The 19,742-nt window shown below is 72.1% G+C and carries 18 protein-coding genes; 8 read left to right on the forward strand and 10 right to left on the reverse strand.

Annotation, left to right across the window (positions count from 1 at the left end; translation table 11 throughout):
- Positions 1–5 precede the first annotated feature (5 nt).
- A complete protein-coding gene (locus ACFYVL_RS34355) occupies positions 6–773 on the reverse strand; it encodes a TetR/AcrR family transcriptional regulator (protein WP_389251988.1) in 768 nt (255 codons plus the stop codon).
- A 138-nt stretch (positions 774–911) separates the two neighbouring features.
- On the opposite strand from ACFYVL_RS34355, the gene ACFYVL_RS34360 reads away from it, so the two are divergent.
- Complete coding sequence (locus tag ACFYVL_RS34360; RefSeq protein ID WP_389251990.1) at positions 912–2,414, forward strand: MFS transporter; 1,503 nt, start codon at positions 912–914, stop codon at positions 2,412–2,414.
- A gap of 428 nt (positions 2,415–2,842) precedes the next feature.
- On the forward strand, positions 2,843–4,171 hold the full coding sequence (locus ACFYVL_RS34365; RefSeq protein ID WP_389252161.1) for an anaerobic C4-dicarboxylate transporter family protein: 1,329 nt from the start codon (positions 2,843–2,845) through the stop codon (positions 4,169–4,171).
- 72 nt (positions 4,172–4,243) lie between these two features.
- Here ACFYVL_RS34365 and ACFYVL_RS34370 read toward each other — a convergent pair whose 3' ends face one another.
- Positions 4,244–4,945: a FadR/GntR family transcriptional regulator gene (locus ACFYVL_RS34370; RefSeq protein ID WP_389251992.1), complete on the reverse strand. Its 702-nt coding sequence runs from the start codon at positions 4,943–4,945 to the stop codon at positions 4,244–4,246.
- 144 nt (positions 4,946–5,089) lie between these two features.
- Here ACFYVL_RS34370 and ACFYVL_RS34375 point away from each other — a divergent pair, with 144 nt between their 5' ends.
- Positions 5,090–5,683: a gluconokinase gene (locus ACFYVL_RS34375; protein WP_389251994.1), complete on the forward strand. Its 594-nt coding sequence runs from the start codon at positions 5,090–5,092 to the stop codon at positions 5,681–5,683.
- A 134-nt stretch (positions 5,684–5,817) separates the two neighbouring features.
- Positions 5,818–7,248, forward strand: coding sequence for a GntP family permease (locus tag ACFYVL_RS34380; protein ID WP_389251996.1), 1,431 nt, complete (start codon positions 5,818–5,820; stop codon positions 7,246–7,248).
- Positions 7,249–7,352: 104 nt separating this feature from the next.
- Here the strand turns inward: ACFYVL_RS34380 and ACFYVL_RS34385 are convergent, their stop codons facing one another.
- From ACFYVL_RS34385 to ACFYVL_RS34400, 4 genes are all read right to left on the reverse strand, one after another.
- Entirely contained in the window at positions 7,353–7,850 is a 498-nt protein-coding gene (locus tag ACFYVL_RS34385) for a class I SAM-dependent methyltransferase (RefSeq protein WP_389251998.1), read from the reverse strand.
- 265 nt (positions 7,851–8,115) lie between these two features.
- A complete protein-coding gene (locus ACFYVL_RS34390; protein ID WP_389252163.1) occupies positions 8,116–8,880 on the reverse strand; it encodes a GNAT family N-acetyltransferase in 765 nt (254 codons plus the stop codon).
- Between the two features lie 154 nt (positions 8,881–9,034).
- Positions 9,035–9,397, reverse strand: a complete 363-nt coding sequence (locus ACFYVL_RS34395) for a DUF1304 domain-containing protein (protein ID WP_389252165.1) — start codon at positions 9,395–9,397, stop codon at positions 9,035–9,037.
- 76 nt (positions 9,398–9,473) lie between these two features.
- Positions 9,474–10,820: an NAD(P)/FAD-dependent oxidoreductase gene (locus tag ACFYVL_RS34400; RefSeq protein WP_389252000.1), complete on the reverse strand. Its 1,347-nt coding sequence runs from the start codon at positions 10,818–10,820 to the stop codon at positions 9,474–9,476.
- A 725-nt stretch (positions 10,821–11,545) separates the two neighbouring features.
- On the opposite strand from ACFYVL_RS34400, the gene ACFYVL_RS34405 reads away from it, so the two are divergent.
- Entirely contained in the window at positions 11,546–13,144 is a 1,599-nt protein-coding gene (locus tag ACFYVL_RS34405; RefSeq protein WP_389252002.1) for a TIGR03086 family metal-binding protein, read from the forward strand.
- Between the two features lie 35 nt (positions 13,145–13,179).
- Here the strand turns inward: ACFYVL_RS34405 and ACFYVL_RS34410 are convergent, their stop codons facing one another.
- From ACFYVL_RS34410 to ACFYVL_RS34420, 3 genes are all read right to left on the reverse strand, one after another.
- Positions 13,180–13,863: a hypothetical protein gene (locus ACFYVL_RS34410; protein ID WP_389252004.1), complete on the reverse strand. Its 684-nt coding sequence runs from the start codon at positions 13,861–13,863 to the stop codon at positions 13,180–13,182.
- 24 nt (positions 13,864–13,887) lie between these two features.
- A complete protein-coding gene (locus tag ACFYVL_RS34415) occupies positions 13,888–14,469 on the reverse strand; it encodes a TerD family protein (protein ID WP_389252006.1) in 582 nt (193 codons plus the stop codon).
- Positions 14,470–14,638: 169 nt separating this feature from the next.
- The gene (locus ACFYVL_RS34420; protein WP_389252008.1) at positions 14,639–15,214 is read right to left on the reverse strand and encodes a TerD family protein; all 576 of its coding nucleotides are present in this window, start codon (positions 15,212–15,214) and stop codon (positions 14,639–14,641) included.
- Between the two features lie 229 nt (positions 15,215–15,443).
- Here ACFYVL_RS34420 and ACFYVL_RS34425 point away from each other — a divergent pair, with 229 nt between their 5' ends.
- The 3 genes from ACFYVL_RS34425 (at position 15,444) to ACFYVL_RS34435 (ending at position 18,361) form a co-directional block, all read left to right on the forward strand.
- Positions 15,444–15,881 carry a BlaI/MecI/CopY family transcriptional regulator gene (locus tag ACFYVL_RS34425; RefSeq protein ID WP_389252010.1) on the forward strand — a complete coding sequence of 146 codons (438 nt, stop codon included), beginning with the start codon at positions 15,444–15,446 and terminating at the stop codon, positions 15,879–15,881.
- A gap of 4 nt (positions 15,882–15,885) precedes the next feature.
- Positions 15,886–16,833 (forward strand): M56 family metallopeptidase, encoded by a 948-nt coding sequence (locus ACFYVL_RS34430; RefSeq protein ID WP_389252013.1) that lies wholly within the window; start codon positions 15,886–15,888, stop codon positions 16,831–16,833.
- 142 nt (positions 16,834–16,975) lie between these two features.
- The gene (locus ACFYVL_RS34435) at positions 16,976–18,361 is read left to right on the forward strand and encodes an LCP family protein (protein WP_389252015.1); all 1,386 of its coding nucleotides are present in this window, start codon (positions 16,976–16,978) and stop codon (positions 18,359–18,361) included.
- Between the two features lie 128 nt (positions 18,362–18,489).
- On the opposite strand, the gene ACFYVL_RS34440 is transcribed toward ACFYVL_RS34435, so the two are convergent.
- Entirely contained in the window at positions 18,490–19,536 is a 1,047-nt protein-coding gene (locus ACFYVL_RS34440) for a sporulation protein (protein WP_389252017.1), read from the reverse strand.
- Positions 19,537–19,742 lie beyond the last annotated feature (206 nt).

Below are 19,742 nucleotides of genomic sequence, written 5' to 3' on the forward strand. Positions count from 1 at the left end.
CGCGCCTAAGCCTCCGCCGCGGGCCGCGCGTCCGGCCGGCCCGGGAGCAAGCCGCCGAGCAGGGTGCCGAGCGTGAACTCGAACCGCTCGTGCTCCTCGCCCGAGGTCAGCTCGCGGATGTGGGCGACCGTGTTCGGGAAGGTGTCGCGGGGCAGCATCCGGTACCGCTCCACCAGCGCGTCCCGGTCCAGGACGCGCTGGTCGGCGCCGCTGCCGGGGTCGTACCGCAGCGACACCTCGAAGCAGTAGGCCGAGACGTAGAGGAACGCGGCGTCGATCGCCCACGCGGCGGACTGCGGCGGTACCCCGGCGGCCAGCAGGACCGTCAGCATCCCCTCGCTCAGGCGTACCGCCTCCAGGCTGTTCGGGGCGGCGGCCAGTGCGACGCGTGAGATCCCGGGGTAGCGCAGGTACTCGTCGCGCAGCGCCCGGCAGATGCCGAGCATCTGCTCCGTCCACCGCGCGGCGTCCGGTTCCGGGACCGGCACCCTGGCGCACAATTCGCTGATCAGCAGCTCGTCCAGCTCCGCCTTGTTGCGTACGTGCGCGTACAGCGACGCCGGGCCGGTCTGCAGCGCTGTGGCGACCCGGCGCATCGTCAGCGCCTCGAAGCCCTCGGACTCGACGAGTGCGAACGCCGCGTCCATGATCCGCCCCGTCGTGAGGGGGACCTTGCCGGGCCGCTCGGTCCTGCCCGGCTCGCCCAGCGCTGCAATCTTCGCGGCCCATTCGTCACGCATCTCGTCGCGATCAGGAGCCCGTCTGTTGGCCATGGCGACAAGCATAGCTTGACCCGAACGATGTTCTCGGATAGAACGGCATTCGTTCAACGAACACTGTTCGTCGGAGGGTGGACGGGGCCGCGCCCCACCCCTGTCCGGCTCCTCACGACTCCTCACGAGAGGAATCCCATGTCTTCCCCACGCGTCATCCAGGAGCGCCCGGTCCCCGGGCCGTCCGGCCCGTTCCGTTCCCTGCGCGAGGCGCGGGTGGCACTGGCGGGCCTCTCGGCGGTCTTCCTGTTCGAGATGATGAGCAACACCGTCCTCAACGTCGCCCTGCCCACGATCGGCCGCGAACTCGCGGCCCCCACGGTCGCCCTCCAGTGGGTGACCAACGGCTACTCGGTGGTCTTCGGCGCCCTGATGCTGGTCTTCGGAGTGGTCGCCGACCGGCTGGGCCGCCGCAGCGTGATGCTCGTCGGACTGACCCTGCTCGGCGTCGCGAGCCTGGCGACGATCGCCGTCAGCAGCACGGGCGAGCTGATCGCCGTCCGCGCGGTGATGGGCCTCGCCGCCGCGATGACCACGCCGGGAACCATGGCGATGGCCTTCCGGCTGTTCGAGGAGGAGGGCCTGCGGGTCAAGGCGATCACCCTGATCTCCACCGTGGGCATGGTCGGGCTGGCCATCGGCCCCACCGTGGGCGGCTTCGTGCTCTCCTTCGCCCCGTGGCAGGTACTGCTGCTGGTGAACGTGCCGATCGTGGTGCTCGCGATCGTCGGCATCCGGACCGGCGTCCCCGCCGATGACCCGGCCGACCTGCACAAGGCGCCGACCGACCTGGCCGGCGGCGTGCTCGGCACCGCGGCACTCGTACTCGCGCTCGTCGCCCCCACCCTGTTCGCGCACACGGGCGCCGGTTCGTGGGCCCCGTGGGCCGCCGTCGCCGGTGCCGTCGTGGCAGCGGTCCTCTTCGTCGTACGGGAGCGGTCGGCCCGGCATCCGCTGCTCGACCTCGCGCTCGTCGCCCGGCCCCAGGTCTCCGGCGGGCTGGCCTACAAGGCGGCGGCCGGACTGGCCAACGCGGGCCTCGCCTACCTGGTGACCCTGCAACTCCAGCTGGACTGGGGCTGGTCGCCGGCGCTCGCGTCCCTCGGCATGCTGCCCCAGGTCGCCGTGCTGATCGCGGGCGGGCCGTTCGTCCACCGCTTCGTCGAGCGGGTCGGCATCGACCGTGCCGCCTGGCTCAGCGCGGGCTCGGTCGTGACCGGGCTCGCGATCTACACGCTGTGCGGCAACCTCGGCTATCCGGGCGTGGCGGTCGCCCTGGTGTTCGTGGCCGCCGGGATGCGGGTCGTCGGTGCCGCCGCCGGGGTCAACGTGCTCAACGGCCTGCCCCGCAACCGCACGTCCACCGGCGCGGCGCTGATCGACACCGCCGCCGAGGTCACCGCCGCGGTCGGGGTCGCCGTGGTCGGCACCGTACTGGCCGCCCTGTTCGCCGGGAACGTCGCGGCGGGGCACTGGAGTGCGGCGCAGACCGGCCAGTTCCGGTCGGCGGTCACCCTCTCCGGAGCGGTGCTCACCGTGGTCTCCGCGGCCCTGGTCGGCTGGGCGATGCACCGCACCCGCCCGGCCGCCCGCGACCGCGGCGACACCGGACCCACCGAGCCCCCGGCCCCCGCGAACTGACGGGCTCCGGACGCACCGCAGGCTGCGCGCGGCGGGCGTGGGCGCCGTACCGCACGTGGGGGAGGCGATGCCGCACGGCGGGTTCGGAGCGCCGAGCGCCGGTCCGGCCGACCGCCGAGGAGACGCGCGGCACACCGGCCCTTCCCCGACCCTTCGCCCGCGCGGGTGAGGACCTTCGGCCCGGTACCTCCTGGCCCCCGCGGACGCGGCAGGGCGCCGGGGGCGGCGGGCGGCGGCATCCCGGCGAAGACCACGGGCACCGGGGGTGCCCACCGCCGTGCGACTTAGGCCGTGCGAGCGGGGGACCTTGTGCTCCGACAGCCCCGACCATGGCCCCCTCCCGATCCGGTTCGGGCCGGTGTCAGGGTGGCGAGGATCAGAGTTCCGCCTCTCCCGGGCCACACCCCAAGGTTGCCTCCGTGCTCAGCATGTTTCTCCAGCTCGCCGTGATGATCGCGGTCATCGCCATCGGTTCGCGCAAGGGGGGCGTGGCGATGGGGCTCTGGGGGGCGGTCGGCGTGTTCGTCCTCGCCACCGTGTTCCGCGTCGCGCCCGCCGACACCGGCGGCATCGTCGACGTGATCCTGATCATCCTGGCCGTGATCATGGCCGCCTCGGCCATGGAGGCGGCAGGCGGTATCGAGTACCTGGTGTCGGTCGCCGAGCGGATCATCCGGCGCCACCCGTCCCGTGTCACCTTGATCGCCCCGGTCGTCAGCTGGGCCTTCACCGTCGGGGCGGGCACCGCGCACGTCTTCTACCCGCTCCTGCCGGTGATCCACGACGTGTCCCGGCAGGGCGGCATACGTCCGGAACGCCCCCTGGCGGTCTCCTCCATCGCGGCCACCGTCGGCATCACCGCCTCGCCCGTCTCCGCCGCGATGGCGGCCATGATCGTGCTCTTCGAGGGCGACGGCTGGAGCCTGCCGAAGATCATGGCCGTATCGGTGCCGGCGACCCTGCTGGGCGTGCTGGTCGCCGCCCTCGTACAGTCCCGGATCGGAAAACCCCTGGACCGGGACCCGGAGTACCGCAGGCGGCTCGCAGCGGGCGAGATCGAAGAGGTGGCGGTCGCGGGGAGCGGCGGGGCGCAGGGTGCGGGGCGCACCCTGCCCGAGGGGGCGCGGCGCTCCGCGTACCTCTTCATGGCGGGCACGTTCGCCGTCGTCGTCACCGGCCTCTTCCCGGTGCTGCGGCCGGTCGCGGACGACGGCAGTCCGATCGCCATGGCGTCCATGGTCGAGATCCTGATGCTGGGGGCCGGCGCGCTGATCCTGATGCTGTGCCGGGTGGACGCGGCGAAGGTCCCCAGGACGGAGGCCGCGCGCTCCGGGCTGGTCGCCGTCATCGGGGTATTCGGCCTGTCCTGGCTGGGACTGACCTTCATCGGTGCCCACCAGGAGCGGATCACGGGCGCGCTCGGCTCGGTGGCCGAGGCCCACCCGTGGTTCTTCGCCGTGATGCTCCTGCTGCTGTCCGCGCTGCTCTTCAGCCAGGCGACCACCACCAAGGCGCTGATGCCGCTCGGGATCGCCCTCGGCATACCGGCCCCGCTGCTGATCGCGATGTGGCCCGCGGTCAACGGCTACTTTTTGCTGCCGGCCTACGGGACGTTCATCGCGGCGATGAACTTCGACCGCTCGGGCACCACCAGGATCGGCCGGTTCGTCCTGAACCACTCCTTCATGATCCCGGGCCTCGTCGCCACCGCCACGGCGGTGGGCAGCGGATTCGCCCTGGTCGGCCTGGTGTCCTGACCTTCCGGCCGTGAGGTTCCGGTCGTGAGGTCCCGGTCCCGGTGTACGGGCCGCCCGCGCGTCCGGCAGCCCTCAGGGGGCCAGCACGTCCAGTTCCTCCAGGGCGCCGATGGTGATCTCGCGGGTCAGCTGTTCGGCGCGCACCGCGTCCCGTTCCCGGACCGCTTCGGCGACCTTGACGTGCAGGGTGACCGCCGCCGGGTCGGGGTCCTCGAACATCACCTGGTGGTGGGTGCGGCCGGTGAGCACCTCGGCCACCACGTCGCCGAGGCGGGCGAACATCTCGTTGCCGGACGCCCTCAGGATCGTCCGGTGGAACTCGACGTCGTGCAGGAGGTAGCCCTCCAGGCGCTGGCCGCGGGAGTTGGCGACCATGCCGATGGCGCACTCGGTGAGGGCCGCGCACTGCTCGGCGGTGGCGTTGCGGGCGGCGAGGCCCGCGGCCGTGGGCTCGACGGCGGAGCGCAGCACGGTCAGGGAGCGCAGCTGGCGGGGCCGGTCGGCGCCGGCCAGCCGCCAGCGGATGACCTGCGGGTCGTAGACGTTCCACTCCTCGGTGGGCAGCACGGTCACGCCGACGCGGCGCCGTGACTCCACCAGGTGCATGGACTCCAGGACCCGTACCGCTTCGCGCATCACGGAGCGCGACACCTCGAACTCCTGGGACAGCTCGTCCGTCCGCAGGACACTCCCGGGCGGGTACTCGCCTCCGGTGATGGCGGGCCCGAGGCTTTCCAGTACGTGGGCGTGCAGCCCGCGGGCCTGTGCAGTCATGGCGTAAGCCTACGAGGCCCCCCGGCGATAATAAGTATGACTTTTGAGTCACAGACTCTTGAATTCCTCTGACCTAATGGGTTTCAGTGGCGTAACGCACGACCGGCGGCCGTGCGAGATGTCAAAGAAGACAGCGAGGCAGCAATGCACACACCGCACGTCGTCGTAGTCATGGGCGTGGCAGGGACCGGCAAGACCACGATCGGCCCCCTGCTCGCGGCACAGCTCGGCGTTCCCTATGCCGAGGGCGACGACTTCCACCCCGAGGCGAACATCGCCAAGATGTCGGCGGGCACCCCGCTGACCGACGACGACCGGTGGCCGTGGCTGGACGCCATCGGCGTCTGGGCCCACGGCAGGGCCGGACTCGGTGGCGTGGTCAGCAGCTCCGCGCTGAAGCGGAGCTACCGCGACCGGCTGCGGTCCGCCGCTCCCGGCATCACCTTCGTCCATCTGACCGGCTCCAGAGAGCTGATCGAGGGCCGGATGTCACGCCGCCAGGGGCACTTCATGCCGACCGCGCTGCTCGACTCGCAGTTCGCCACGCTCCAGCCGCTCGGCCCGGACGAGGCGGGCGTCGAGGTCGACGTGGCGGGCAGCCCCGAGGAGATCACCGAGCGGGCCGTCGCGGCCCTGTCCGCCCTGGACCCGACGACGGCCGTCGGCGACCCCGAGCCGACTGCCCCCGACCCGTCGGCGGACGGCGGCGCCCAGCCCCCGCGGCCTTCCTCGCAGTGAACCCCGCACCGCCCCACAGGCGGTGCGCCCCCGACGCGCACGTGGACGCGTCCCCTCCCCGCAAACCCCCCGAACCTCTGTAACGCCCCCCCCGCAATTCCCCGTACCCCCATCTCTCCTGCAAGGGAAACACCGTGACTAGTCTCAGCGTCGAGACGCTGGCAGCGGATGCCGCAGAGCCGATCACCTCGGCGGGCCACGCCCAGCTCGGGATCGCCGTCCTCGCGGGCATCGCCGTCATTGTCCTGCTCATCTCGAAGTTCAAGGTGCACGCGTTCCTGGCGCTGACCATCGGGTCGCTCGCGCTCGGGGCCTTCGCCGGTGCCCCGCTCGACAAGGCCATCAGCAGCTTCACCACCGGGCTCGGCTCGACGGTCGCGGGCGTCGGTGTGCTGATCGCGCTCGGCGCGATCCTCGGCAAGCTCCTCGCCGACTCAGGAGGTGCCGACCAGATCGTCGACACCATCCTCGCCAAGGCGGGCGGTCGGTCCATGCCCTGGGCGATGGTCCTGATCGCCAGCGTCATCGGACTGCCGCTGTTCTTCGAGGTCGGCATCGTGCTGCTGATCCCCGTCGTGCTGATGGTCGCCAAGCGCGGCAACTACTCGCTGATGCGCATCGGTATCCCCGCCCTCGCAGGTCTCTCCGTCATGCACGGCCTGATCCCGCCGCACCCCGGCCCGCTCGTCGCCATCGACGCGGTCGGCGCCAACCTGGGCGTCACGCTCGCCCTCGGTGTGCTCGTCGCGATCCCGACCGTGATCATCGCCGGCCCGATGTTCTCCAAGGTCGCGGCCCGCTGGGTCGACATCCCGGTGCCGGAGAAGATGATGCCGCGCCGACCGTCCGAGGAAACGGCCCCGGCCGACGGCGACTCGGACAAGTCCGCCGCCCGGCTGCCCAGCTTCGGCGCGACCATCGCCACCGTTTTGCTGCCCGTCGTCCTGATGCTGGCGAAGGCCCTCGTCGACATCGTCGTCGACAACCCCGAGCACACCGTCCAGCGGGTCTTCGACGTCATCGGCTCGCCGCTGATCGCCCTGCTCGCCGCCGTCATCGTCGGCATGTTCACGCTGGGCCGCGCCGCCGGGTTCTCCAAGGGAAGGATCACCGCCACCGTCGAGAAGTCACTCGCCCCGATCGCGGGCATCCTCCTGATCGTCGGCGCGGGCGGCGGCTTCAAGCAGACCCTCATCGACTCCGGTGTCGGCCAGATGGTCCTGCAGATCTCCAAGGACTGGTCGATCCCCGCGCTTCTGCTCGCCTGGCTGATCGCCGTCGTCATCCGCCTCGCCACCGGCTCCGCCACCGTGGCGACGGTCTCGGCCGCCGGACTGGTCGCGCCGCTCGCAGCCGACATGTCGACCTCGCACGCCGCTCTGCTCGTCCTCGCGATCGGCGCCGGTTCGCTCTTCTTCAGCCATGTGAACGACGCGGGCTTCTGGCTGGTCAAGGAGTACTTCGGCATGAACGTCGGCCAGACCATCAAGACGTGGTCGGTCATGGAGACGATCATCTCGGTCGTCGCCGGAGCACTGGTCCTGCTGCTGTCACTGGTGCTGTAGCGCCGGTACGTGCGCCCCGCCCGGCCCGCCCCACCCGAAGCCACCTCATGGCCGCCGGGGGTGCGGGCCGGTCGGCTTCGGTCCGCCGGGGCATGGCGGCCCCGTCAGGCGCCCTCGGGCCTGCGGGCCAGCAGACAGGCGTGCGGTCTCGTCACCCGCCCGCCGGGCTCCTGCTCCAGCTTGGCGGTGTGGAACTCGGCGAACACCGTCGGCAGCCACTTCGGGGGTGTGTGGTGGGTGGAGTACCAGGCCAGGATGCCGCCGAGCTCGCCGTCGCCCGTCTCCAGCGCGGTCATCGAACCCTCGGTGAACCACAGGTTCGGATGGGCGCGCCGGGCCAGCCCGAGCATCTGCGGCGACAGATCCACGCCGAAGGCGGGCACCCCCAGCCCGGCCAGGTGCGCCGTCACCAGACCGGGGCCGCACCCCAGGTCCGCGACCGGCCGAGGACCGGCGTTCCGGACCAGCTCGGCGAACGCCGCCAGCATCGCGCGTGACAGCGGGTCCAACTCGGCGGGGCGCGGGACGCGTTCGGGGTAGTCGGCGGCGACGGTGTCGTACGACTCACGGACTGCGGTCAGGAAGGAGGAGGGCTCAGGCATGCGGGCGACCCTAGGGCGTGGCTCGCACCCGAGCCGGCCTGCGTCCGGCGAAGCCTTCACGACCCTCGCGCTCGCACCGCACGCGCCCCCTCGGACGTACGCTCCGTCTCGCGCCGTACGCGCCCTCCCGAGCCGTACGGGCCGTCCCGCACCGTACGTGCCCCGTCGCACCATCCGCCCCGTCTCCCACCGCACGCTCCCGTCGAGCGACGATGAGCCGGGCGCGGACCCGGTACTGCCCCGGGCGTACGGGCCTTGACCTGCCTCAAGGGGTGACGGCGTGTTCGGTGAACCGGCCGCAGGCGTGGAACCCCAGGCGCCGGTAGACCGGTTCGCCGTCCGTCGAGGCCTGGAGGACCGCGATGCGGTGGTCCTTGTCGCGGGCCGTGCGGAGTGCCGCGAGTGTGAGGGCGCCGCCGTAGCCCCGTCGGCGGTGAGGGGCCAGGGTGGAGATGTTGTAGATGCCGGCGACCCCCGCGTGCTGGAACACCTCGGCCGAACAGACCGGACGGCCCTCCACATAGCCGACCAGGTACCGGGCCGGGCAGTGCGCGGCCAGGGCCTGTGGGGCGGTCCGGGCGAAGAAGCGGCGGACGGTCTCGGCGGGCGGGTCCCAGTTCGCGGCGAGCACCGTGGCGTAGTCGGCCAGCTGGTAGGGCGTGGTCACCCGCTGGATGTCCAGCCCCGGTACGACCGGCGGCGGCAGGGCGCCGTCCAGCTCCGCCCACATGGCCGTCTCGTGTTCGGACACCGGCAGCCCGGCGTCCGTCAGACGGGCGCTGAGATCCGGCGGTGTCGAGGCGGGCCCCACCCACCAGGAGAAGCCACGGCCGGTGCCGGCCAGCGTCCGGGCGGTCTCGTGGATACGTGCCGAGGCGTCGGCGGCGGTGAAGCGGGCCGCGGCGACGATGTTGAACGTGTCGTCGTCCAGGCCGCTGTCGGCGACCAGGAGGTCACCGGTCTCCGTGACGGTCGCACCGGTCATGCTCCGGTGCAGGTGGCAGGCGTGTTCCGCCAGGTTCCGCTCCATCCTGTCCAGCAGGTCGGTTTCGTCGAGGAAATGGCCTTTCATAGTGGTCGATCCCAGCACGGCCGGGCGGCGACCGCACGCGGTTTCGCGTCGCCCGCCGGTGGTGTCGCACCTGCGACCGGCACCTGCGACACGTACCCCGGACCGGCCTGGCTCAGTGGGCCGCCAGCACCAGGCCCAGCCCGATCAGCGCGGGCACGGTCTGTACGAAGAGGATCCGCCGGCTGGCCGTCGCGGCACCGTACAGACCGGCCACCGCCACGCACACCAGGAAGAACACCTTCGCCTGGAAGCCCACCGGGTCGGACGCCACCGCGCCCCACACCAGACCGGCGGCGAGGAAGCCGTTGTAGAGCCCCTGGTTGGCAGCGAGCGCCTTCGTCTCGGCGGCGAACTCGATGCTCGTCCCGAACGCGGCCCGCGCCCTCGGACCGGTCCACAGGAACATCTCCAGAACCAGGATGTACACGTGCAGGGCTGCGATGAGCAGTACCACGACGGTGGCGACGGTCGACATGGACAACAGGTTCACACAGCGCTCCCGTACCCGCTCGGCGCCGCTTCAGCTGCTCGCGCCACCCGCTCCTCCGCTGCTACTTTCCCGTCAGCTCCCGCACCTGCTCCCGGCTCAAGTAGCCCTCCTTGCTCTCGAAGTCGTCCAGGGTCGCGCTGCGGCCCGCCTGGAGACCGATCCGTACGTAGTCGTCCCCCGCCAGCGCGTTGAGCAGCCAGCCGCCCACCGCCCGGTAGCGCGCGGTCAGTGTGCGCAGTGCCATCAGGTGGTACGCGGTGGTCACCCCCTGCGCGGCGAGTCCGCTCAGGGGTACCCCCAGGGGCCGGGCAACCGCCTGGGGGCCGCCCAGGTCCACCACCAGACCGAGGTCCCGGTGCCGGTAGTCGGCGCTCGGAAACCCCCGTATCGCGGAGAGCACGTTCATCGCCGCGGCCTTGCCCTGCCGCGTGGCGTGCTGGGCGGTCGGCGCGCAGACCGCGTCCGCGGCGGTCGCCAGGTCCGGAACGGACGCGGCGTCGCCCAGCGCGTACACCCCGTCGAGCCCCGGCACGGTCAGGTCCGCGTTCGTCACCAGCCGCCCCCGTTCGGTCTCCGCGTCCAGCGTCGCGATCAGCGGACTGGGGGCGACCCCGGCCGTCCACACCAGCGTCCGGCACGGCAGCGTCCGGCCGTCGGTCAGGGTCACGGAATCGTGGGCGGCGGCGGCCACCGAGACACCCAGGGAGATCTCCACACCGCGCTTCTCCAGAACCCGCAGCGCCTTCCTCCCCAGCCCCTCGCCGAGTTCCGGCATCAGCTTCGGGGCCAGGTCCACCAGGTGGCAGCGGATCTCCTTGGCGTCCAGACCCGGATAGCGCTTGGCCGCGCGGCTGGTCAGCCGCTGGAGGTAGGCGACGGTCTCGGTGCCCGCGTAGCCGCCGCCGACCACCACGAACCGCAGCCGCGCGGCCCGCTCCTCGGGGTCGTCGCCCGCCGCGGCGGCCAGATCGAGCTGGCCGATGACATGGTCGCGGAGGTAGGCGGCCTCGGCGAGGGTCTTCATGCCGATCGCGTGCTCGGACACCCCGGGTATGTCGAACTGCCGGGTGACACTGCCGGGCGCCAGCACCAGATGGTCGTAGCGCAGGGTGCGCAGCCGCTCGTCGATGGTGCGGACCACGACGGCCTTCGCCGCGGCGTCCACGCCGACGGCCGTGCCCGGCACCAGCGTGGTGCGGCGCAGCAGGCGCCGCAGCGGTACGGCGATGGACTGCGCGGTGAGCTTCCCGGCCGCGACCTGTGGCAGCAGCGGCAGGTACAGCTGGTGGTTCTGATCACTGATCATCGTGATCTCGGCCTCCCGGGCCGCCAGCCTGCGCTCCAGCCGGTAAGCGCACTCCAGCCCGGCGAAACCGCCGCCGACGATCAGGATCCTGGGTGTGGACATGAGCTACCTCGCACGGTCGGTCGAACGCCTGTGGAAAGGCGGGTCCTCCGGGTCCGCGAGGGACAGGGCCGAAGGGAAGCCCGCTCACTTCGAAGATCCCAGTGCGCGGGGCGCCGGACATCACTCGGCGGGGTGACCTGCCTCCCCCGCGCGGGGGAAGCGGCTCTACGACCCCGGGGCGCGGGCGGCCCCGGCGCGGGACGGCGACATCGATGGACGCGTGTGGTAGCGCGAGAATGGATGGGTAGGCCAACGGTCGTGAGGGTGTGTGAAGAATCGGTTACGGGCCCACACGCGCCGACCGCCGGAGTCGTTGGCCCGGACATGCAGCCCATGTCACCACAAGCAGTCCTGTCCCGCCCACAACTACCGGCACCGACCCGGCGGCCCGTCCCGCCTCCCGCGTTCCACGTCGACTCCGGTACGCCGATCTTCGATGCCCTGGTACTCGCCTGGCAGCAGCAGGGCCGCCAACTTCCCCGTATCGCCGAGGCGGACGAGGGCCCGGGTGCGGGGTACGGGCAACCCCGGCCGGTCCCGCCCGGCCCGGCGCTCCCGACCCGGTGCACCGTCGGCTGGTGGATCCAACGGCCGCCGACCCCGCCCCCTCGGCGTGGATGAGTAGGAGTGCGAAATCAGATGCTGAATCGTTTCTGCACTTGTCTCGCGACCGGTCCGGGAGCCGGTGGAGCGCCTGAATCCCCCCTGCGGTTGACTCTCCCACCGTGGGAGACCCGAGAGTGGTGTGCGTGAACATCGACGACGCCGAGGCGTGGAGCATCGGAGAGGTGGCGCGGAAGACCGGGCTGACGGTGAAACTCGTCCGGCACTGGTCCGACACCGGGGTCGTACCACCGGCCTCCCGGACCTCTGCCGGATACCGGGTTTACGGCCCCGACGCCGTGGTCCGCCTGGAGCTGGCCCGGACCCTGCGGGACCTCGGGCTGGGTCTGGCGGCGATCCGTGACGTCCTGGACCGCGAGCACACCCTGGCCGAAGTGGCCGCGGCGCACGCCGACGCACTGGAGGAGCGGATCCGTACGCTGCGCTCTCAGCAGGCGGTCCTGCGCTCCGTGACCCGCCGGAACACCACGACCGAGGGAATTGCCTCCATGACCGCACTGGCGCGTATGTCCGCCGCCGAACGCCGCACCCTGATCAGGGAATTCGTCACCGGAACACTGGCCGACCTGGACGTTCCGGCCTACCGCCGCGGGCTGCTTGCGGCCACGCCCGAGCTGCCCGACGACCCCACGGACGAGCAGGTCGACGCCTGGCTCGAACTGAGCGAACTGGTCGCGGACCCCGCGCTGCGCACCGGGATGCGCCGGATGGCCCGGTACGCCGCCGCGTACGCACCCGGTGAGCACGACGAGGACGTGCTGCGTGAGGTGCAGCGGGTCACCGACCACTGGCTGGGTCTGGTCGGTGCGGCCATGGCGGACGGGCTCGCTCCGGACTCACCCGCCGCCGATGCCCTGGTGGCCGAGGTGGTGGCTGCCTGGCTGCCCTCCCAGGCGCTGCTGCCCGACCCGCCGCGCGTGGACGACGCGCGGGCCCGCAGAGTGCTGCTGGAGCAGCTCGAAGTCGCCTCCGACGCCCATGTGGAGCGGTACTGGCAACTGTTGTGCCTGATCAACGGCCTGCCGGTGCGGCCGGGCATGGCAGCCGCCGGGGCATGGCTGACGACCGCGCTGCGGACCAACCCCGAACCCGGCGCCCGCGCGGCGGAACTCGACGGGATGTACGACAGCGGCGCCGACGCGTGGGGGCCGGCGGGTGTGCTGAGCGCCTGCCGTGAGGTCCTGGCCGCGGTGAACGGCCTCGTGGCCGCCGTGGTTCCGGACCAGTTCGCCCTGGCGACACCGTGCGCCGACTGGGACGTACGGGCCCTGCTCGACCACCTGGTGTGGGAGAACCTGCTGTGGGCGGGCCTGGCCGAGGGGGCTCCCCGTACCGACATGGCCGCCGACCACCTCGGCGCGGATCACGTCGAGGCGTTCCGTACCGCATCGGACGCCGCGCTGGCCGCCTTCGGGCGGCCCGGCATGCTCGACCGGCGGTACGGTCCCGCGCCGGGCAGGCGGCTGGTCGAGCAGTTGGTGATCGAGATGCTGGTCCACGGCTGGGACCTGGCCAGGGCCACCGGGCAGGACCGCGATCTCGTTCCGGGCCCCGCCGGGTCGGCCCTGCCCGTCGTACGGGAGATCTTCGGCGGCCTGCCCCGCACCGCCGCCGGTTCCTTCGCCCCGCCGCGACCCGTGCCCGACGACGCGCCCGCGCTCGACCGGCTGGCCGCCTACCTGGGCCGCACCCCAAGCTGAGCGACCCCGCCCGGACCGCTGTCCGTCGGCTCGCGTCAGGGGGCGCCGGGGCTCGTGAAGGATGGGCTGTCCCATGCCGGGCGGTGGTGTGCCGCGGGCTTGCCCGGGTCCGGGGGAGTGGTGCCGCCCGCCTGGAGCCGGCTCCTCAGGTACGGCATGACGCCCCGGTCGCGCAGGGCGGTCAGCCAGGCTTCGCGGGCGCGGAGCAGTTCGGGGGCAGGCGCGGTTCGGGGGCCGGGGGCCCGGTGGGCGAGGGCGGTGCGCAGGAGGGCGACGCAGGCCGCCGCAGCACTGAGCACGGCCAGGACCAGGCAGCTCCACCCGGTGGTGATCAGGGGCTCGGCCACGGTCGCATCGCCCTTGGTGACGCGTATCCCCCATCCGAGGAGGAGGAACGTCGCTGCGGCGGCGAAGGAGAGCACGGGCACGAGCACGGCCAGCACGGCACTCGCCCCGGCACTGCTCCGCTCCTGGTGCGCGGGCCCGGACAGGGCCGCGGGGTTTCCGGCCGCGCGTCGCAGGGCGGCGAACTCCTCGTACTCCTCGCGGGCCGCGGCGGCGACGGCCGGGCCCGCGCCGAGCGCCCCGGTCCGCAGCTTCCCCCGGTCGAGGGCGGAGTGCCGCAGCAGGCCCCGGATCTCCTCCGAGGCCATCGCCTCGTCCACCAGCCGCGCGTACGCGGCCCGGTCCTCGTCCGTAAAACGCAGTGGTCTCTTCATCCGAATCCTCTGGGGAGACAGGTCCTACAGGTGGGGAGTGATGGCGGGCATGAGGTCCTGGAAGGTGCGGCCGTCGGCAGGCGAGCCGAGGGCCGCCATCTGCCAGCCGCTGCCCTGCCGGACCACCTTGGCCATGATCTGAGCGGTGTGGCGCCCGCCGCCGGTGAGCGTGTACCGGGCGAGTTCCTGGCCGTTCGTCTCGTCCAGGAGCCGGCAGAAGGCGTTGTCGACCTCCTCGAAGGTCTGCCCGGTGAAGGAGTTCACGGTGAAGACGATCTGATCGACGTGGACGGGCACCCGGGCCAGGTCGACGACGATCGACTCGTCGTCACCGCCCTGTCCGGCGCCGCCGACCCGGTTGTCCCCGGTGTGGGTGACGGAGCCGTCGTCGCTGACGAGGTGCTGGAAGAAGACGACGTCCACCGGCTGCTTGTCGGCGAAGAGGACCGCCGAGGCGTCCAGGTCGATCTCGCGGGCGGTCAGCTTGGCCAGGAATCCCTTGCGCGGCGCGGCCTTCCAGCCCAGCCCCATGCGTACGACGGTCAGTGTGCCGCCGTCGGACTTGCTCAGGCTGATCTGCTGACCCTTGCTCAGGTTCACGGACACGCGGTTCTCCTTGCGTTGAGGTGTGGAGGGGGGGCGGAGAGGGCGGAGTGGTACGGAGGGGGCGCGAGGGGAGTGGGTGAGAGGTGGGTGTGCGGGTTCGGGGCACCCCGCCCGGGGTGCGGGCGAGACCCGCACCCCGGTGACACGGCCCGGTGGCGGGCCGGGTCGGTCAGACGTTGACGCCGAAGTCCTGCGCGATGCCCGCCAGTCCGCTGGCGTAACCCTGGCCCACCGCGCGGAACTTCCACTCCGCACCGTTGCGGTACAGCTCGCCGAAGACCATCGCGGTCTCGGTGGCGGCGTCCTCGCTCAGGTCGTAGCGGGCGATCTCCGCGCCGCCGGCCTGGTTGACCACGCGGATGAACGCACCGCGGACCTGGCCGAAGCTCTGGCCGCGGCTCTCGGCGTCGTGGATCGAGACGGGGAAGACGATGCGGGCCACCTGGGCGGGTACGGCCGCCAGGTCGACTTTGATCGACTCGTCGTCGCCCTCGCCCTCGCCGGTGAGGTTGTCGCCGGTGTGCTCGACCGAACCGTCCGGGCTCTTCAGGTTGTTGAAGAAGACGAAGTGGGCGTCGGACAGCACCTTCCCGGCCTCGTCCACGAGCAGCGCACTGGCGTCGAGGTCGTAGTCGGCGCCGGTGGTGGTCCGTACGTCCCAGCCCAGGCCGACCAGGACGGCGGACAGGCCGGGGGCTTCCTTGCTCAGCGATACGTTGCCGCCCTTGGCCAGGCTGACGCCCATGGGGATTCCCTTCGTTGGTGCCGGGACGCACACGACGTCCCGGCGGCAGGTGTGACAGGATCAAAAATCTACAGCACTGTAGAAGTTCTGGTGCATACGAACTGCGACTGTTGCCAGGGCATTTCCGGCCACGGGCCGCTCGCGGCACCCGTTGGAGGAACTCGCCCCGCGTACGATGTCGCGATGCCCGCGCGGCAGCCGCCGGGCGGTGGACAAAGGGGTGCCGGACATGACGGCCGAGGACAACGGCGGCGGCGCGGGCGACGGGAAGGCCGCGCGACCGCGTGAACGCAGGCGTGGTCAGGGCGAGTTGGAGACGCAGGTGCTCTCCCTGCTCGGCTCCGCGCCCGGCCCGGTGACCGCCGGGTGGGTGCAGGAACAGCTCGGCGGCGACCTCGCCTACACCACTGTCATCACGATTCTCACGAGGTTGTACGAGAAGGGGGCGGTGACGCGGACGCGTGCCGGGCGGTCCTTCGAGTGGACGCCGGTGGCGGACGGGGCGGGGCTGGTGGCGTTGCGGATGCGCAAGCTGCTGGACCGGGAGGACGACCGGGACGCGGTGCTCTCCAGTTTCGTCTCGGCGCTGTCGCCGGACGACGAGCGGCTGCTGCGCACGCTGCTGGGTGAGGGTTCGGCGGACGGGTCCGAAGGGCCGGAGAGCTGAGCCGATGGGCGTTTTCGTCTTCCTGCCGTTGATCCTGCCGCTGACCGCTCTGCCCATCGCCCGGCTCGCCGAGCAGCATCTGCATCCGCGTACCGCGGCGCGTCTGCTGACGGCCGTGGCGGTGATCCTGGCCGTGTGCAGCACCGTGTGCCTGTGCCTCCTGGTGGTCGTGGGCACCGCGCAGCTGCCCGGCAACCCGCTGCCCGACAGCTGGTCCGACCCTGAAGTCCGCGAGGCCGTCCCGCACGACGAGATCGCCGGAAAACTCTCCATCGTCGCGCTGATGGCGGTCGTACTCGCCTGCGGGCTCACCCTCCACCGCGACCGCCGCTACCGCACCCGGGCGCACCGCGCGCTGGCCGGTCTGGGGACGTCCTCGGAGGTCGCCGTACTGAGCGACGACGCACCGTACGCCTACGCCCTGCCCGGTGCACCCGGCCGCATCCTCGTCTCCACCGGCATGCTCGCCGCCCTCACCGACACCGAACGCCACGCCCTCCTCGCCCACGAACGCGCCCACCTCCACGGCCACCACCACCGGCTGCTCCTCGCCGTACGGCTGGCGAGCCGCGCCAATCCGCTGCTGCGGCCGCTCCGCGAGGCCGTCGGCTACTGCACCGAGCGGTGGGCCGACGAGGAGGCCGCCCGCGCCACCGGCGACCGGCGCACGACCGCCCGTGCGGTGGGCAGGGCCGCGCTCGTCTCCGGCCCGCGCCCGTCCGCCCGTACGGTGTTCCGCGGGCTGGCGGCCTTCGCGGAGGCGGGCCCCGTTCCGCGCCGGGTGGCCGCGCTGCTCCGGCCCGGCCCGCCCGTCAACAGCTGGCCGCCGACGCTCACTTCCGCCGGGCTCGCGGCCATCGTCGCGGCGGCCGGAGCCGCCGCCTCCACGTTCTCCGCGCTCAACGCGGCCGTGGCCCTGTTCCTGGTCCTGGAGGCCGCCACCTACGGATGAGGGCACCCCGAAGCCTCCTCTCGCCCGTCGTGGCGGGCGTACGGAACGAGCTTTCCGCATTACTTCTACAGAGCTGTAGAATCCGCATCCGTCGCGCCGCATCACGGCCCGGCGAGGGCCGACGGGTGCGAAAGGCGACAGCATGGGAACACGCGGCAGGAGCAGGTCGGAACGCCGGGAGAGGGCCGCACGCGGCGCCCCGGGCAGGCCCGTCCGGCGGGGCCGCCGCTGGGCCCTGTGGGGCGGCGGTGCCGTGGTCGCGCTGCTCCTGCTGGCCGGCGGGGCGGCGTTCTGGGTCTATCAGGGACTGGACGGGAACATCCGGGGTGCGGACGTCGACGCCAAGCTGGGCACCGACCGGCCCGTCAATCTGAGCCCCGGCTCGAAGAACATCCTCGTGGTGGGCTCCGACTCGCGTGCCGGCGGGAACGCCAAGTACGGCAAGGGCCTGGTCACCATGCAGTCGGACACGCTGATGGTCCTGCACCTGTCGGCCGACCGCAGCTGGGCGACGGTGGTCTCCCTGCCCCGCGACTCCTGGGTCCCCATCCCCGCCTGCGACAAGGGCGACGGAACGTCCTCCACCCCGCACACGTTCAAGATCAATTCCGCGTTCGCCATCGGCGGGACGAGCGGCCGGGTCTCCGAGGCCGCCGCGTGCACCATCCGGACGGTGGAACGCAACACCGGGCTGCGCATCGACCACTTCGTGTCCGTCGACTTCCAGGGCTTCAAGGGGATGGTCAACGCTCTCGACGGCATCGAGATCTGTCCCAGGTCGGCGATCCACGACCCGAAGGCGCAGCTCGATCTCGAAGCCGGCTGCCAGACCGTCCGGGACGAGCAGGCGCTCGGCTACGTACGCACGCGCTACAGCATCGGCGACGGCTCCGACCTGGGACGCATCAACCGCCAACAGGAGTTCCTCCAGGCGCTGATGGGGAAGGCGCAGCAGAAGCTCACCAGCCCGGGGGCGCTGTACGGAGTGCTCGACTCCATCACCAAGTCGCTGACCACCGACAACGCGCTGGCGGGAATCAAGCCCCTCTACGGTCTGGCGTCCGAACTCAAGGGCATCGAGGGCGACCGGCTGACCTTCCTGACCGTGCCGAACTACGCCCGCGAGGCGGACGTGCCGTCCGACCGGGCCAATGTGGTGTGGCAGTTCCCGCAGGCGGCCGAGCTGTTCGACTCCTTGGCGCAGGACCGCGAGGTCGACAAGAAGAAGCTGGAAGCCGCCGCGAAGAACCCGGTCCACGCGAAGTCGGTACGTGTGCGGGTGCTCAACGGCAGCGGCAGGCCGGGGGCGGCTTCCAAGGTCGCCCAGAGCCTCACGGCCCTGGGCTACTCGGTCACCGGAACGGGCAACGCGCCCGCCCCGGTGGAGCGGACCGCGGTCGAGTATCCGGCGGCGCTCAAGAAGCACGCGGAGGTCCTGGCGTCCCGGATCCCGGGCGCGGCGACGAGAGCCGCCCCGGTGGAGACGGTGACGCTCGTGGTCGGCCCGGACTTCCGCAGCGTCCGCTGAGGAAGCGAGGAAGCGAGGGAGCGAGGGAGCCCGGGGCCGGGGAGCCCGGGGGCCCGGGAGCCGGGAGCCCTGAGCCCGGGAGGGGGCAGCCCGGTAGCCGGGTGCGGCCGGGGCGGCCTGGGTCCCCGTCAGTCCTCGTCGCCGCCGTACTCCTCCTCGGAGTCCTCGTCGTCGCCCTCGAAGAAGTCGCCCACCTCGTCGACGACTTCGGCGGCCACCATGCCGCCGACCACGCCGACCGCCACACCGGCGGCGCCCGCGGCGACCACGGTGCCCATGCCGGGCCCGGAGCGGTGTCCGCCGCCGTGGTGGCCGTGCTCGTCCTTGTGCGGATGCCCGCCGTGCGAGCCGTGGGATCCGTGGGCGTGACCGTACGCGTCGCCGCTGTGCGGGGCGGGGACGCCGTGGGAGCCGACCAGTTGACGCACCCAGCCGTCGACCTCCGCGTTCCAGTCGTACTGGCCGACGCTCTGGTGGCTGACGGCGAAGCAGGTGAGCGCGTCGTGGCCGGAGGAGAAGAGTCCGCCCCGCTTGTCCGCTTCGAGCACCACCTCGACGCCGCCCTGACCGGCCAGGAAGGTCACCTCCATCTCGCCCATGGCGTGCGCGTACTGCGGGGCCGGGGTGAGCTCGATCTCCTGGTAGAAGGGGAGCTGTTGGCCGGTGCCGTCGATGTGCCCGTACTCCAGGTCGGCCGACCTGAAGCCGAAGCCGAGCCCGCCGAGGGCCTCCAGTACGGCCTCCTGCACCGCGAGCGGCCGTACGGTCAGCTGGTCGAGGTCGCCCTTGTCCTTGGCGCCCGCGACGGCCAGTTCCGTCCGTACCCCGAGCGCGACGCCCAGCTGCTGACCCCACAGTTCGGTGACGGGGGTCTCCCACGGAAGGGTGAACGCGAAGGCGACATCGCGGTGTTCGCCCTCCGCGAGCCGGAAGCCGCCACCGGCCTGGACGCGGTCGAAGACGACGACGCCCTCGCTCTCCCCGTCCTCGTGCTCGGCCTCGACCCGGGCGACCAGCTCAAGGGTGATCCGCTCGATGTCGAAGTCGGCCTTTCCGCCGACGAGTTGCACCTCGCCCCGCACCGTCCCGCCGGGCAGGAACGGTCCCCCCTCCAGTACCGTGTCCACAGTGGGGCCACCGACACCGATCGAGCCGAGCAGTCGTTTGAACACCATGATGGCGTCCGCTCCTTCATATTGTGCGTGGGACTCAGAGGCACGCAGATGAAGGGGGCGCGGTGCCCCGCCGCCGGGACGGCGGGGCGCGGGGCACCCCCATTTGCTCTACGAGCGTGTAGAAGCATAGGGCCGGGTGACTCCCGCGCGGAGCAGGCTTCGCCGGACCTGGCGAGAACGTCCGAAAAGGACGCCCGGGTTCCCCG

The organism is Streptomyces sp. NPDC004111, assembly GCF_042874215.1.
Taxonomy (GTDB): Bacteria; Actinomycetota; Actinomycetes; order Streptomycetales; family Streptomycetaceae; genus Streptomyces.

What these genes read in the sequence shown, in the direction of transcription:
- ACFYVL_RS34355 (WP_389251988.1), bottom strand. Translation starts at nt 773, where the DNA reads ATGGCCAACAGACGGGCTCCTGATCGCGACGAGATGCGTGACGAATGG.
- ACFYVL_RS34360 (WP_389251990.1), top strand. Translation starts at nt 912, where the DNA reads ATGTCTTCCCCACGCGTCATCCAGGAGCGCCCGGTCCCCGGGCCGTCC.
- ACFYVL_RS34365 (WP_389252161.1), top strand. Translation starts at nt 2,843, where the DNA reads ATGTTTCTCCAGCTCGCCGTGATGATCGCGGTCATCGCCATCGGTTCG.
- ACFYVL_RS34370 (WP_389251992.1), bottom strand. Translation starts at nt 4,945, where the DNA reads ATGACTGCACAGGCCCGCGGGCTGCACGCCCACGTACTGGAAAGCCTC.
- ACFYVL_RS34375 (WP_389251994.1), top strand. Translation starts at nt 5,090, where the DNA reads ATGCACACACCGCACGTCGTCGTAGTCATGGGCGTGGCAGGGACCGGC.
- ACFYVL_RS34385 (WP_389251998.1), bottom strand. Translation starts at nt 7,850, where the DNA reads ATGCCTGAGCCCTCCTCCTTCCTGACCGCAGTCCGTGAGTCGTACGAC.
- ACFYVL_RS34390 (WP_389252163.1), bottom strand. Translation starts at nt 8,880, where the DNA reads ATGGAGCGGAACCTGGCGGAACACGCCTGCCACCTGCACCGGAGCATG.
- ACFYVL_RS34395 (WP_389252165.1), bottom strand. Translation starts at nt 9,397, where the DNA reads ATGTCGACCGTCGCCACCGTCGTGGTACTGCTCATCGCAGCCCTGCAC.
- ACFYVL_RS34400 (WP_389252000.1), bottom strand. Translation starts at nt 10,820, where the DNA reads ATGTCCACACCCAGGATCCTGATCGTCGGCGGCGGTTTCGCCGGGCTG.
- ACFYVL_RS34410 (WP_389252004.1), bottom strand. Translation starts at nt 13,863, where the DNA reads ATGAAGAGACCACTGCGTTTTACGGACGAGGACCGGGCCGCGTACGCG.
- ACFYVL_RS34420 (WP_389252008.1), bottom strand. Translation starts at nt 15,214, where the DNA reads ATGGGCGTCAGCCTGGCCAAGGGCGGCAACGTATCGCTGAGCAAGGAA.
- ACFYVL_RS34425 (WP_389252010.1), top strand. Translation starts at nt 15,444, where the DNA reads ATGACGGCCGAGGACAACGGCGGCGGCGCGGGCGACGGGAAGGCCGCG.
- ACFYVL_RS34430 (WP_389252013.1), top strand. Translation starts at nt 15,886, where the DNA reads ATGGGCGTTTTCGTCTTCCTGCCGTTGATCCTGCCGCTGACCGCTCTG.
- ACFYVL_RS34435 (WP_389252015.1), top strand. Translation starts at nt 16,976, where the DNA reads ATGGGAACACGCGGCAGGAGCAGGTCGGAACGCCGGGAGAGGGCCGCA.
- ACFYVL_RS34440 (WP_389252017.1), bottom strand. Translation starts at nt 19,536, where the DNA reads ATGGTGTTCAAACGACTGCTCGGCTCGATCGGTGTCGGTGGCCCCACT.